The following is a 13,232-nucleotide window of genomic DNA, read 5'->3' as shown; positions in this document are numbered from 1 at the left end:
CGTCGCGGCAGCGCCGCGGGCGCCGCGACGACGACGGCCCGCGCCTCACCGAGATCGGCCGCGAGATCGCGCGGCTGCCCATCGACCCGCGATTCGCCCGCATGCTCATCGAGGCGCGACGAGGCGACGTGCAACCCGAGGTACTCGCGATCGTCTCGGGCATGTCGATCCAGGACGTGCGCGAACGCCCCGAGGAGCGCCGCGAGGAGGCCGACCGGTTCCACGCGCGTTTCACCGATCCCACCAGCGACTTCCTCTCGCTGCTGAACCTGTGGGACTACCTGCAGGAGAAGCAGGCCGAGCTCGGATCCAGCGCTTTCAGACGCCTCTGCCGCAGCGAGCACCTCAACTACGTGCGCGTGCGCGAGTGGGTCGACGTGCACCGGCAACTGCGGTCGCTGGGCGGCGAGGGCGGGCGCAGCGAGGGTCGTTCGCAGAACCATGTCCCACAAACGGTGGGTTCGGGCCGCTCTCACCCGCACGATTTGGGACATGCACCGCCACAAGTGGGACGAGGTCCTTCCACCACCGGCCGGACGGGACGTCCTCCGGCGGAGGCGCGAGGAGGACGCGGCGACACCGCCCCCGAGGGACACGCCGCCGGCGACGCCATCCACCGCTCCATCCTCGCAGGCCTGCTGTCGCACGTCGGCATCCTCGACGCGCGCACGATGGCGCAGGCCAAGGACCGCAAGACCCCGGGCGACGCCCGACCGGTCAAGGGCGAGTACATCGGGGCGCGCGGGGCGCGCTTCGCGATCTTCCCCGGCTCGGGGCTGAAGAAGAAGCGCCCCGCGGCCGTCATGGCCGCCGAACTCGTCGAGACCTCCCGCCTGTTCGCCCGCACGGTCGCCGCCGTCGACCCCGCCTGGGCGGAAGACCTCGCTCCCGACCTGGTGAAGCGCTCGCTCAGCGAGCCGCACTGGTCGAAGGATGCCGGCTCCGCCGCCGCCTACGAGAAGGTCACCCTCTTCGGGGTCGAGCTCGTCGGCCGCCGCCGCGTGCAGCTCGCGCGCTTCGACCGGCCGCTCGCGCGCGAGATGTTCGTGCGCCACGCGCTGGTCGAGGGCGAATGGGACCCGTCAGTGCTCGACAAGCGGCTCACGGCGTTCCTTCGCCGCAACGTCGAACAGCGCCGACTGCTCGAGAAGATCGAGGAGCGCGAGCGTCGCCGCGACATCCTCGTCGGCGACGAAGCGGTGTTCGCGTTCTACAACGCGCGCATTCCGGCCGACGTCACCGACGTGCGCTCGTTCGAGACGTGGTGGAAGGATGCCGTCGCCCGCACGCCCAACCTGCTCGACCTCCGCGAGTCCGACCTCACCGGCGATCGCGCGCAGGGTGACGACCGGGCGTTCCCCGCGCGCTGGCGTCAGGGCGACCAGACGTTGAACCTCGCCTACCGCTTCGAGCCCGGAGCTCCCGACGACGGTGTCACGGTGGTGGTGCCGCTCCCCCTCCTCGCTCAGCTCCGCCCCGACGGCTTCGACTGGCAGGTGCCGGGCATGCGCGACGAACTGGTCACGGCACTGCTGCGGGCACTGCCCAAGACGATCCGCCGCAACGTGGTGCCCGCCGCGGACTGGGCCGAGAAATTCAGCGCCGAACTCGCCGAGAAGGGCCCCGAGCACGCGAACGGTCTGCCCAAGACGACCCTCGTCGACGCACTCGCCGCGCTCGTGCAACGCGTGGCGAACCAGCGCGTGAGCGCCGCCGACTTCGAGCTGGAGCGTGTACCCGGGCACCTGAGCCCCTCGTTCCGCGCGGTCGACGCACGAGGACGCGCGATCGGGAGCGACCGCGACCTGGGGGCGCTGCAGCGCCGCCTCGCCGACCGGGCCCGCTCCAGCGTCGAATCGGCCATCACCCGCGAGCGCCCCGCCGCGCGTTCCGCTGCGGCGAAGGTCGCCGAGGCCTCCCCCGCGTTCGCCTCGCGCACGAAGCTCACCACGTGGGACTTCGACGAACTCACCGAGGTCGTCGACACGCCCGTCGCCGGCGGTGTCGTGCGCGGGTATCCGGCTCTCGTCGACGAGGGCGACAGCGTGGCTCTGCGCGTGGAGGCGACCCCGGAGGATGCGGCGCGACTCACGCGCGCGGGCGTCCTTCGACTGATGCTGCTCGCCGTCCCCTCCCCCGCCAGCTACGTGCTCGACCACCTCACCGCGAACGAGAAGCTCGCGTTGGCGGCATCCCCGTACCAGAACGCGAAAGCCCTCATCGAGGATGCGCGCGTCGCCCTGGCTGACGACCTGCTGGGGCGCGAGAACCCGAGCGGCGTCGTGCGTACGAAGGCCGACTTCGAGCGCATACGCGATGCCTTCTCAGCCGTCTCCGTCGAACGGACCTTCCAGACGGTCGCGCTGGCCGCGAAGATCCTGCTCGCCCAGCGCGAGCTGGAACGGGCGATGAAGGATGCCGCGTCCATCACGCTCCTCGGCGCGCTGAACGACGTGCGGGGTCAGGTGAGGGGCCTGCTGTTCCCCGGCTTCCTCTCGCGGACCGGCCTGTCGCGTCTGCAGCACTATCCGCGGTACCTGGCGGGCGCGCTCGACCGGGTCAAGACGCTCTCCGACAACCCGGGTCGCGATCGGCAGCGCATGACCGAGTACGAGCGCGCCGCCGGGGGCTTCGTCGAGGCCGGCGGCACCGTACCGATCCCCGCCGGCGCCCCCGCGAACCTCGTGCAGACCCGCTGGCTGCTCGAGGAGCTCCGCGTGAGCCTGTTCGCCCAGCGTCTCGGGACCGCCGAGCAGGTGTCGCCGCAGCGCATCGCGAAGGCCCTGAAGGGCTGAGCCCGGCGTCTCGCTGAGCCTTCACACTCCCCGCGCCGCTCCCCACTCGCGCAGCAGCGCCTCGAGCCTCCGGCGCTGAGCGGGGGCGAGCAGCGTCGGACCGCCGCGTGAGTCGCTGCACGCCCGTATCGACGGCCCGGCCCCGACCGAGCGCGGCCCGCGCGGAGGCCGGGCGCGACGATGTCGGCGTCCGAATGTGGACATGACCACAAGTGGACGTTGCGCCCGGGGCGCGATGTCCGCCACGGTGAGAGCAGCGACCCCCGGCGGTCGACCCGTTTCGAGGGATCGGACAATACCGTTCCCCCTCGTTCGGCTCGTCTTAGCCGCCCTGCCCGCGGCACCCCGCGGCGGGCATTCAAGCCGGCGGGCGCCCGGCCCCCGACTCCGAAAGATCTCATGAAACGCATCACACAGCTCGTCACCCTGGTCGCCCTGACGACCCTTCTCGCAGTCGGCGGCGGCACCGCGGCCTCGGCGCGCGGCACGGCCACCGTCACTGCCAACCCCAGCACGGTCGCGGTCAACGAGACCACGACGATCACCGCCACCGGGCTGGGCGGGCTGGAAGATGCCTTCTTCGGTCTCGCCGGTTCACCGGGCGGCCTGCTCTCGACGCAGTCGGGTGGGGCCGGCTCCACCGATGTGAGCAGCCCGGCGAACGACGGCCAGGCCACGGCGTACTTCCGCGCCACGCAGGCAGGGACCTTCACCGTCGCGGTCGGAGACGGCGAGACCGTGCTGGGCACCGTATCGGTGACGGTCAGCGGGTCGGCACCTCAGCCCACCGCGACGTCGCAGACCCCCATCATCGAGGTCGATTCCTCGCTGGTCGTCGGGCAGAAGACGCAGGTGGAGGCGAAGGTCGACGGCCTCCAGACGGTCGGATTCGGCCTCGACTCCGCGGACGGCGGTTCGTTCTCCGACGGCAGCTCCACCGGCCCGTCGATCACGACGGCCGTGACCGACGGGACCGCCACCGTCGAGTTCACCCCCGCGCGCGCGGGATCGGTCACCATCGCCCTGTCGGACGGAGAGACCGTGCTCGCGTCCGCCGTCGTCCAGGTCGCGGCCGCACCGGTCACGCCGTCCGCGACCCCCACCCCCAGCGCCACGCCGTCGGCGAGCCCGACGCCCGCCCCGGTCGCGGACACGGCGCCGGTGCTGCCCTGGATCCTGCTCGTCATCGCGATCCTCGTCATCGCCGGACTGATCGTCTGGCTGGTCGTCTCCCGCCGTCGAGGATCCGGCGCGCGTCGCAGCGGTCCGACCGCGAACTGACGGACAACGTCTGAGGGGTCACTTCCTGTCGCCGAACCGGAATCCGGGCGACAGAGAGTGACCCCTCACGTGCGCCGTCAGGAGCGGAGGGTCACCGACCCCATCGTCGCGGTCACGTCGACCGTGGCCGAGGCGGACGAGCTCGTGCGCAGACCGTTGTCGACCGAGCCCAGACCGTCGTCGACGCGGACGTCGTACTCGTCGTCGGGCAGCGTGATGTCGGCGGAGCCGGCGGTCACCTCGACGTCGGTGCTAGTCGGGGTGAGCCCGCTGAGCGTCGCCGTCAGCTCGCCCCCGGCCACCTCGAACGCGGCCGCCTCGGCATCCATGAGCGCGGCCGTGGCCGATCCGCCCGTCACTGTCACGCCGATGTCGCGCGCCGCACCGTCGAGAGTGGCAACGCCTCCGGCGACCTCCACCGTCACGTCGCCGAAGCCGCCGGTCAGTTCCAGCGCACCGCCGGTGACCCGGATGTCGGCGGTGATCCCGGATCCCTCGAGATCCCAGGGCAGGGTGAGCGTGGCCCGCGCCCCGCGCCCCGCGTCGACGAACGAGCCGGAGGGCGAGGCGACGCGCAGGGAGTCCCCCTCCTGGTCGAACGTCCACCCCTGTCGGCCGCGGCTGTCCGCATCGAGCTGCGCCGACTCGACATCGCCGTACTCGACCGTGAGGTCACCCCCGGCCAGGTCGATCTGCAGGTCGGTGAGCGCCAGCGCCGAGCTGTCGGACGACACGTCGTACGACGACGTGTCACCCCGCCAGTCGGCCATGCCGGCCACGGCCGACACTCCGGTACCCGCGAGGGTGCCGACGGCGACGACCGCACCGACGACGATCGTGACCACCGACACGGCGAAGGCGGCACCGCGACGACGGGGCGGCTCGGGGGCGGCGGGGGCGGGGAGGGGTGTCTGCGCGGTCATGAGGTGGCTCCGGTGTGATCGTGGCCGAGATGGACGAGGGCGGCGATGACGCGGCGGTTGCCGGTCTCGTCCTGCTCGAGGCCGAGCTTGGTGAAGATGGCGGTGATGTACTTCTCGACGCTGGCCTCGCTCACGAAGAGCGCGCCAGCGATGGCCTGATTCGAGCGGCCCTCGGCGATCAGCGCGAGAACGCTCCGCTCGCGTTCGGTGAGACTCTGCAGACGCTCGTCGCGGCGCCGCCGCGTGAGCAGCTGCGCGACGACCTCGGGGTCGAGCACCGTCGCCCCGCCGGCGATGGATGCGACCGCGGCGAGGAAATCGGCGACGTCGGCCACCCGGTCTTTCAACAGGTACCCCAGCGCGCCCTGCCCATCGGCGATGAGGTCGCTCGCGTAGCGTTCCTCGACGTATTGCGACAGGACGAGGACGGCGAGCCCCGGATGCCGGGACCTCAGCGCGATCGCCGCGCGGATGCCCTCGTCGGTCCAGGTCGGGGGGAGCCGCACGTCGAGGATGCACAGCTCGGGCGCCGTCTCGGCGACCGCGGCCTCGAGCCCCGCGGCATCCGGGAGGGCGGCGACGACCTCGTGGCCGTCGTCGGCGAGCAGGCGCACGAGCCCCTCGCGCAGCAGCACCGAGTCTTCGCAGATCAGGACGCGCACGGGACGTTCACCTCCACCGTGGTCGGGCCGCCCTGCGGGCTGTCGATGCGCGCCGTGCCGCCCGCGGCGGCGACGCGGTTGACGATGCCGTCGAGACCGCCACCGGGCACGATCCGTGCGCCGCCGAGCCCGTCGTCCTCGACGCGGGCCCAGAGCGAGCCGTCCTCGCGCACCCGCGCGTCGACGCGACACGCGGCGGCGCGGGAGTGCTTGGCCGCGTTGGTGAGGGTCTCGGCGATCGCGAAGTACACGGCCTCCTCGGCGGCACGCCCGCAGCGCCGCGGCAGGCGCACGTCGAGCGTCACCGGGATGTGGGAGCGGGATGCCAGGGCTGACAGGGCGGCATCCAGTCCCCGGTCTTCGAGCACCGAGGCGTGGATGCCGCGTGCCAACTGGCGCAGTTCGGTGATGGCCGACTTGGTCGAGGCGTGGGCCTCGGCGACGAGGGCCTTGGCGGCCTCGGGGTCGTCGTCGATCTTCGTCTGCGCCAGGCCCAGCGTCATGCCGATCGACACGAGTCGCGGCTGGACGCCGTCGTGCAGGTCGCGCTCGATGCGCGTGCGCTCCACCTCGGCGGCCCGGACGGCACCGGCGCGACGGGTGTCGGAGGTGCGGGCCTGCTCGACCAGCTGCGCCTCGCGGGAGGGGACGAAGATCGCCCGCACGATGACGCCGTGCAGGATCGCGAAACCGACGATCACGCCGAGCGCGACGATCACCGCGGCGATCCCGGTCAGGGGCGCCGCGATCCCGGGGAGCGGCAGGATGCCGAGCAGGCGCGTGTCGGACCACCCGAAGATCGGGCTCGCCGTGAGACCGATCCCCCACGACACGACGCCGATCGAGGCGATCGTGGCGAGACCCAGCACCGTCGCGATGGCGAAGGATGCCACGGCGCGCCACTGCAGCGGGTCGATGGCCTGCAGCCAGATGGTGTGCAGCACCCCGACGAAACCGGGCTTGGGGCTCCGGCGCGGACGGATCGGCGCGAGTCCGAGGCCGTAGAGGCCGTCGACGCGGGCCCGCTCGAACCACGCCACCGCGAAGAGCGCGTAGACGAAGGCGACGAGCACCACGACGCCGATGAGCAGGGCGGGGAGCAACCCGAAACCCGAGCCGAACAGGCCGAACAGGGCGGTGAAGACGGCGGGGCCGACGACGCCGAGGGCGGCGAGGTGCGCGGCCGCACCGGCGATGCGACCCGGCGAGGAGATACGCACCTTCGGCGGGACGGCGACGGAGCGGGTGTCGGGGAGCGGCGACGTGGGGGCCGGTCCAGACGGCAGGGGCGTGGTGGCCGCGGTCGACTGATCGGGCAGCGGAGCCGTGGCGTTCGCAGCGGACGTGCCGGGCAGCGGAGGCGGGGGCGGGAGAACGGATGCCGAGGTCATGGCATCCACGCTATGACTCCGGCCCTCGCGACACCTCCCGGTCAGCCCCCGGCTCGATTCGGGTTATCCCGAACGCGAAGAGTCTCCGAGGGCCGGACGTTCACGCGGGCACGGGCACCGATCGATCCGGCGGATCCGCGGGCAAGATGAGGTCGAGACGGAACCCATCGCACTCGCGCGCGGCGCGAACGCGGCCACCGTGGGCCTCGGCGATACCGCGGACGATGGCGAGCCCCAGCCCTGCGCCCGCGGCGACGCGAGTGTCGCGGTCGGCGGAGCGGGCGGCATCCGCTCGCCACCCCACCTCGAACAGGCGCCCCAGGTCGTCCTCCGCCACGCCGTCGCCGGCATCGCGCACACTCAACACCACCTGGGCCTCGGCGTCCACTCGGGCGGAGACGAGCACAACGCTGTCGGCGGGCGCATAGCGCACCGCGTTGCTCAGCACGTTGCCGAGGGCGCGTGCGAGCTCGCGGGGATCGGCCCACAGCTGCACCCCGACGATGCCCTCGTGCGCGATCTCGATTCCCCGCCGGTCGGCGATCGTCCGCGCATCGACGACGGCATCGGAGACGAGATCGAGCAGGGTCACGACCTGCGGGCGGAGGGAGAACGTCCCGCTCTCGAGCTTCGCGAGTTCGAAGAGGTCGTCGACCATCCGGTCGAGGATGTCGACTCTGCCGCGGATGCTCGTCACGTATTCCATCGGGCGCTCGGCCACGCCGTCCTCCACCGCCTCCGCCAGCGCGCGGATCCCCGCCAGCGGGGTGCGAAGGTCGTGCGAGATCCACGCGAAGAACAGCGCGCGCGACTCTTCGAGTCGCTCCACCTCGGCGCGTGCCGCCGCCAGCCGGGCGGACGTATCGGCGAGCTCGCGCGATAGTCGGTCGAACTCATCCCACCCGGACGCGACAGCGACCACCGGCTCGCCCTCGGCGATGCGGCGAGCGGACTCGATGAGGTGCCGCGTTGCACGGGAGATCGTGCCGCGCAGCACGAGCCAGGCGGATGCCACCGCGACCGCCGCAGCGATGCCGATGATCCAGCCGACCACGAGCAGTTCGTGGGATCCGAGGAACATCTCGTACGCCGCGGCCGCCGTCGACACCGCCACGGCCACCACCGCGCCCACGACGACGACCGTCACGCGCACGAGGATCGAACTGCGCCGGGACAGGAGCAGAACGACGACGACGACCATCATCACCACGGCACTGCACACGAGCGTGGTGACGGCGATGTGGAGCAGGTCGTCAACGGGCAACATGACCGTCTCCCGCCGGGACGAAGCGGTACCCGGCGCCCCACACGGTGCGCAGGTACACCGGCGATCCGGGGTCGACCTCGATCTTCTCGCGCAGGCGCCGCACGTGCACGGTCACCGTGCTCGCGTCGCCGAACGTCCACCCCCACACGGCCTGCAGCAGCTCGTCGCGGGTGAATACGCGTTCGGGATGACGCGCGAGGTGGAGAAGAAGGTCGTACTCGCGAGCGGTCAGCACCACCTCGTCCGCACCGTTCCACACACGCCGGCCCGCCGGGTCGACCCGCAAGGGCCCGACGCTGAAGTCGCTCGAGCCCGCCGCGCCCACGCGCCGCCGCAGCAGTGCCCGCACGCGCAGCTGCAGCTCCCGCATGGCGAACGGCTTCGTGAGGTAGTCGTCGGCTCCCCGTTCGAGACCGCCGATACGGTCTTCGACGCTGCCGCGGGCGGTGAGCATGAGCACCGGCACGTCGGAACGCCGGCGCACGTCGATGCACAGCTCGTCTCCACTGACACCCGGCAGCATCCGGTCGATGACGAGCACGTCGGGCAGATCGGAAGCCAGAGCGGCCAGCGCCGTTGAGCCGTCGCTGTAGGCCACGACGTCGTAGCCGTCGGCGCGGAGGTATTCGGCGACGACGGTGCGGACGGTCGCGTCGTCCTCGACGACCACGACGGAGGGCTGAGCTGCCATGAACAGAACATAGGTGGCGCTCCCCCGCCGCGCCGCGACTTCTTACGGAAGCGAAAGATCCGCTCCGTCACGGTCGACCGCCTGGTTCGGTCAGTGCGGGCCGACAACCGTCCGGCCCCACCGTTCACGAAGGACTCCTCATGACCCGTCTCACTACTCCCCTCACTCTCGCCGCCGCAGTACTCACCCTCGGGCTGTCTCTCGCGGGCTGTGCGACGCCCGCAGACTCGGCGTCCACGAACGCCGGCGCGGCCTCGCCGATGTCGTCCGCCGCGGCCATGACGTCTGCACCCCCGGCGACCATGGCGACGCCGGAGGCGACCACGGCAGCGATGGCGTCATCGCGTCAGGGCGCCTTCGCGGGCACCGGCGGCAAATCCGTCAGCGGGCAGGTGACGATCGAGGGCTCCGCCGTCGACATCTCCGGCTTCCGCACCGACGAGGGGCCGGATCTGCACTTCTACCTGGCCAACGGCACCGACGACGCCGCGGCCCTGGCGGGCGTGGAGATCGGTACGGTCTCCACCGACGCGACCCAGACCATCGAACTGCCCGCCGGCACCACGGCGGACATGTACACGACCCTCATCGTGCGCTGCGACAAGGCGCAGGTCGTCTTCGGCAGCGCACCGCTCGCATGAGCGCGCAGCGGTCGGTGCGGAGGCCGCGCACGGTGATCCTGGGCACCGCGCGCGTGGTCCTCGGCGCGGCGCGCGTGGCGCTCGGCATCCTGTGGGTGGGCGAGGCGATCGTCAAGCTGCGCGCGGGCTTCGGCGCCGCCGACATCGCCCTCGTCGTCGACGCGGCCTCGCGCGGGACGCGGATTCCCGAGGGCTTCCGCCTTTTCGCCGAGGGTGTCATGGTCCCGCTCGCGCCACTCTTCGGTGCCACGGTGCCCCTGTGGGAGCTCGCTCTGGGCGTGCTCCTCATCGCGGGTGTGGCGACCCTCCCCGCTGCGGCCCTGTCGTCGTTCACGCTCGTGCTGTATTGGTCGTCGGATCAGCTCACCGCGGTCTACCCCCTGATGGCCGTGCTCGGTGTCGGCATCCTGCTCTGGCCCTCGACCGCCCGCCGCTACGGGGTGTCACGACTGCTGTCCACACGGATGCCGCGGCGCGGCGCCCGAGCACTCGCCGGCGGTCGCTGGGCGTGACGTGCCGACGGGGCCATGGGCAGCCCGTGTCCTGGCGTGCCGGCGGACACTCCAGGGGTGTTCGACGGCCGCGGGCGGGGGCGCACAGCTCCGCCGAACGCACGCAGGGCCCCGACGCGAAACGTCGGGGCCCTGCGTCACCGCGAACGGCTCAACCGCGGGTGCGGTTCTTGTTCCACACGTCGAAGGCGACGGCCAGCAGCAGCACGAGACCCTTGATGAACTGCTGCACGTCGGTCGAGATACCCATGAGCGACATGCCGTTGTTCAGCACACCCATGACCAGACCACCGGCGATCGCGCCGACCACGCGGCCGACACCACCCTGAACGGCAGCTCCACCGATGAAGGATGCCGCGATGGCATCCAGTTCGAAGAGGTTTCCGGCGCCGGGTCCGGCGGAGTTCAGTCGGCCCGTGAACACGATGCCGGCAAGGGCCGCGAGCACGCCCATGTTCACGAAGAGCATGAAGTCGACGCGGCGGGTGTTGATGCCCGACAGCTTCGCGGCGGTGCGGTTTCCACCGATCGCGTAGATGTGGCGGCCGAAGACGCTACGGCTCATGACGGTCGAGTACCCGATGATCAGCACGGCGAGCACGACGAGCACGATCGGCGTGCCACGCGAACCGGGGGCCACACCGAGCAGGTAGGTGAGGTACGCGATGAGCGCGCCGCCACCGATGAGCTTGACGAGGAAGGCGACCTGGGGCTCGTTCTGCAGTTCCAGCGCCGCACGCTTGGCACGCTGGCGCACCTGCGACACCACGAAGAGCACGAGGGTCAGCACGCCGAGCGCGACGGTGATCCACTCCGCCGGCGACGAGGCGGCCGGGAAGAGGTCGGGGAAGAGATAGCCGCCGCCGAGCTGGCGGTACTCGGTCGGGAACGGCGTGATCTGCGTGTTTCCCAGCGTCATCTGCGTGAGACCGCGGAACAGCAGCATGCCCGCCAGCGTCACGATGAACGCCGGGATGCCGATGTATGCCACCCAGAAGCCCTGCCACATGCCGACCACCGCACCCAGGAGGAGCGACAGCACGATTCCGAGCCACCAGGGGAAGCCCCACTGCACGATGAGCACACCGGAGACGGCGCCGACGAAGGCGGCGACGGAGCCCACCGACAGGTCGATGTGGCCGGCGATGATGATCATCACCATGCCGATCGCGAGGATCAGGATGTAGCTGTTCTGGACGATGATGTTCGACACGTTGCCCGCGGTGAGCAGGCGCCCGCCGGTCAGCGCCTGGAAGAGCAGGACGATGACGATGAGGGCGATGAAGATGCCGATCTCGCGCAGGCGCGAGGTGAAGAACTGCACGATGCCCCCGGCACCGCTGCCGGCGCCGCCGCCGACGGGACCCTTCGGCGTGGCGGGACCCTTCGGGGTCACGGTGTTGTCAAGCGCTGACATGGTCGGCTTCCTTTTCCTTCGTCATGAGCACCATGAGTGCCTCGGGAGTTGCCTGTTCGATGGGCAGCTGGCCGGTGATGTGGCCTTCGCTGAGGGTGTAGATGCGGTCGCAGATGCCGAGGAGTTCGGGCAGCTCCGAAGAGATGACCAGCACCCCCTTCCCCTGGGCCGCGAGGGCGTTGATGATCGTGTAGATCTCGTACTTCGCGCCGACGTCGATGCCGCGGGTCGGCTCGTCGAGGATCAGCACCTCCGGGTCGGAGAACAGCCACTGCGACAGCACGACCTTCTGCTGGTTGCCGCCCGAGAGCTTGCCGACGACCACGTCGACGCTGGGGGCCTTGATGTTCATCGACTTGCGGTAGCGGTTGGCGACCAGGTACTCCTCGTCGCCGTCGACGAAGCCGCCCTTGACGAGCTTGCGCATGCCGGCGAGCGAGATGTTGCGCTTGATCGTGTCGATGAGGTTGAGCCCTGCGCCCTTGCGGTCCTCGGTGACGTACGCGAGACCGCTGCGGATGGCGTTGGGCACCGTGGAGGTGTCGGCCTTCTTGCCGTTGATGTAGACGGTGCCCGAGATGCGCGAGCCGAAGCTCTTGCCGAACACGCTCATCGCCAGCTCCGTGCGGCCGGCGCCCATGAGACCGGCGATGCCGACGACCTCACCGGCGCGGACGTTGAGGTTCGCCTGGTGGATGACGGTGCGCGCGGCATCCGTGGGGTGACTGACGTTCCAGTCCTCGATGCGCAGCACCTCGTCGCCGATCTCGACGTCGCGGTCGGGGTAGCGGTTCTCGAGCTCGCGGCCGACCATGCCGCGGATGATGCGGTCTTCGCTCGTGCCGCCGGTGGCGACGTCGAGCGTCTCGATCGTGCGCCCGTCGCGGATGATCGTGACCTCGTCGGCGATTGCGCGGATCTCGTTCAGCTTGTGGCTGATGATGATGCAGGTGATGTTCTGACCGCGCAGGTGACGGATCAGGTCGAGCAGGTGCTCGGAGTCGTCGTCATTGAGGGCGGCGGTCGGCTCGTCGAGGATGAGGAGCTTGACGTCCTTCGACAGCGCCTTGGCGATCTCGACGAGCTGCTGCTTGCCGACGCCGATCTCGTTGACGGGGACGTCGGGGCTGTCGCCCAGGCCCACGCGGGCGAGGAGCTTGGCCGCCTCGCGGTTCGTGGCATCCCAGTCGATCAGGCCGCGGTGGGTGATCTCGTTGCCGAGGAAGATGTTCTCGGCGATCGACAGGTAGGGGCTGAGGGCCAGCTCCTGGTGGATGATGACGATGCCGGCCGCTTCGCTGTCGCGGATGTCTTTGAACTCGACGGTGTTGCCGTCGAAGACGATCTCACCGCGGTAATCGCCCGCGGGGTACACACCGCTGAGCACCTTCATGAGGGTCGACTTGCCGGCGCCGTTCTCGCCGCAGATGGCGTGAACCGTTCCGCGCTCGACGGTCAGCGACACGTCGGCGAGCGCGATGACGCCGGGGAACTCCTTGGTGATCGAGCGCATCTCGAGGATGGTGCTCACGAGGTCCTCCTTGCAGAACCGGCTCGTCGCCGGTCGGGATGATGGGGCGGGGGCGCTGCGCGCCGACCCGCAGGAGCCTCCGCCGCGACCCGGTCGGGCCGCGGCGGAGGCGGGGTGGGAG

11 protein-coding genes are annotated in these 13,232 nt (G+C 70.9%); 4 read left to right on the top strand and 7 right to left on the bottom strand.

Annotation, left to right across the window (positions count from 1 at the left end):
• The coding region (locus tag RWP81_RS07995) for a DUF3418 domain-containing protein (protein WP_314454542.1) at positions 1–2,795 on the top strand (2,795 nt) is incomplete at its 5' end.
• 399 nt (positions 2,796–3,194) lie between these two features.
• Positions 3,195–4,076, top strand: a complete 882-nt coding sequence (locus tag RWP81_RS07990; protein WP_314454539.1) for a hypothetical protein — start codon at positions 3,195–3,197, stop codon at positions 4,074–4,076.
• 77 nt (positions 4,077–4,153) lie between these two features.
• Here RWP81_RS07990 and RWP81_RS07985 read toward each other — a convergent pair whose 3' ends face one another.
• From RWP81_RS07985 to RWP81_RS07965, 5 genes are all read right to left on the bottom strand, one after another.
• Positions 4,154–4,999 (bottom strand): hypothetical protein, encoded by an 846-nt coding sequence (locus RWP81_RS07985; protein ID WP_314454537.1) that lies wholly within the window; start codon positions 4,997–4,999, stop codon positions 4,154–4,156.
• Complete coding sequence (locus RWP81_RS07980; RefSeq protein ID WP_314454535.1) at positions 4,996–5,661, bottom strand: response regulator transcription factor; 666 nt, start codon at positions 5,659–5,661, stop codon at positions 4,996–4,998. The genes RWP81_RS07985 and RWP81_RS07980 overlap by 4 nt, the downstream gene beginning before the upstream one ends.
• Positions 5,649–7,052: a sensor histidine kinase gene (locus RWP81_RS07975; protein ID WP_314454532.1), complete on the bottom strand. Its 1,404-nt coding sequence runs from the start codon at positions 7,050–7,052 to the stop codon at positions 5,649–5,651. Before RWP81_RS07975 ends, RWP81_RS07980 begins: the two co-directional genes overlap by 13 nt.
• Before the next feature lie 100 nt (positions 7,053–7,152).
• The gene (locus tag RWP81_RS07970) at positions 7,153–8,319 is read right to left on the bottom strand and encodes a HAMP domain-containing sensor histidine kinase (protein WP_314454529.1); all 1,167 of its coding nucleotides are present in this window, start codon (positions 8,317–8,319) and stop codon (positions 7,153–7,155) included.
• On the bottom strand, positions 8,306–9,010 hold the full coding sequence (locus tag RWP81_RS07965) for a response regulator transcription factor (protein WP_314454525.1): 705 nt from the start codon (positions 9,008–9,010) through the stop codon (positions 8,306–8,308). The genes RWP81_RS07970 and RWP81_RS07965 overlap by 14 nt, the downstream gene beginning before the upstream one ends.
• A 140-nt stretch (positions 9,011–9,150) precedes the next feature.
• On the opposite strand from RWP81_RS07965, the gene RWP81_RS07960 reads away from it, so the two are divergent.
• Entirely contained in the window at positions 9,151–9,651 is a 501-nt protein-coding gene (locus tag RWP81_RS07960; RefSeq protein WP_314454522.1) for a DM13 domain-containing protein, read from the top strand.
• Positions 9,652–9,683: 32 nt separating this feature from the next.
• A complete protein-coding gene (locus RWP81_RS07955) occupies positions 9,684–10,163 on the top strand; it encodes a hypothetical protein (RefSeq protein ID WP_314454519.1) in 480 nt (159 codons plus the stop codon).
• A gap of 151 nt (positions 10,164–10,314) precedes the next feature.
• Here RWP81_RS07955 and mmsB read toward each other — a convergent pair whose 3' ends face one another.
• Complete coding sequence (mmsB, locus tag RWP81_RS07950; protein WP_314454516.1) at positions 10,315–11,580, bottom strand: multiple monosaccharide ABC transporter permease; 1,266 nt, start codon at positions 11,578–11,580, stop codon at positions 10,315–10,317.
• On the bottom strand, positions 11,567–13,093 hold the full coding sequence (gene mmsA, locus RWP81_RS07945; RefSeq protein WP_314454545.1) for a multiple monosaccharide ABC transporter ATP-binding protein: 1,527 nt from the start codon (positions 13,091–13,093) through the stop codon (positions 11,567–11,569). The genes mmsB and mmsA overlap by 14 nt, the downstream gene beginning before the upstream one ends.
• Positions 13,094–13,232 lie beyond the last annotated feature (139 nt).

The organism is uncultured Microbacterium sp., assembly GCF_963521695.1.
Taxonomy (GTDB): domain Bacteria; phylum Actinomycetota; class Actinomycetes; order Actinomycetales; family Microbacteriaceae; genus Microbacterium.
This window is presented reverse-complemented; position numbering and strand designations above follow the sequence as displayed.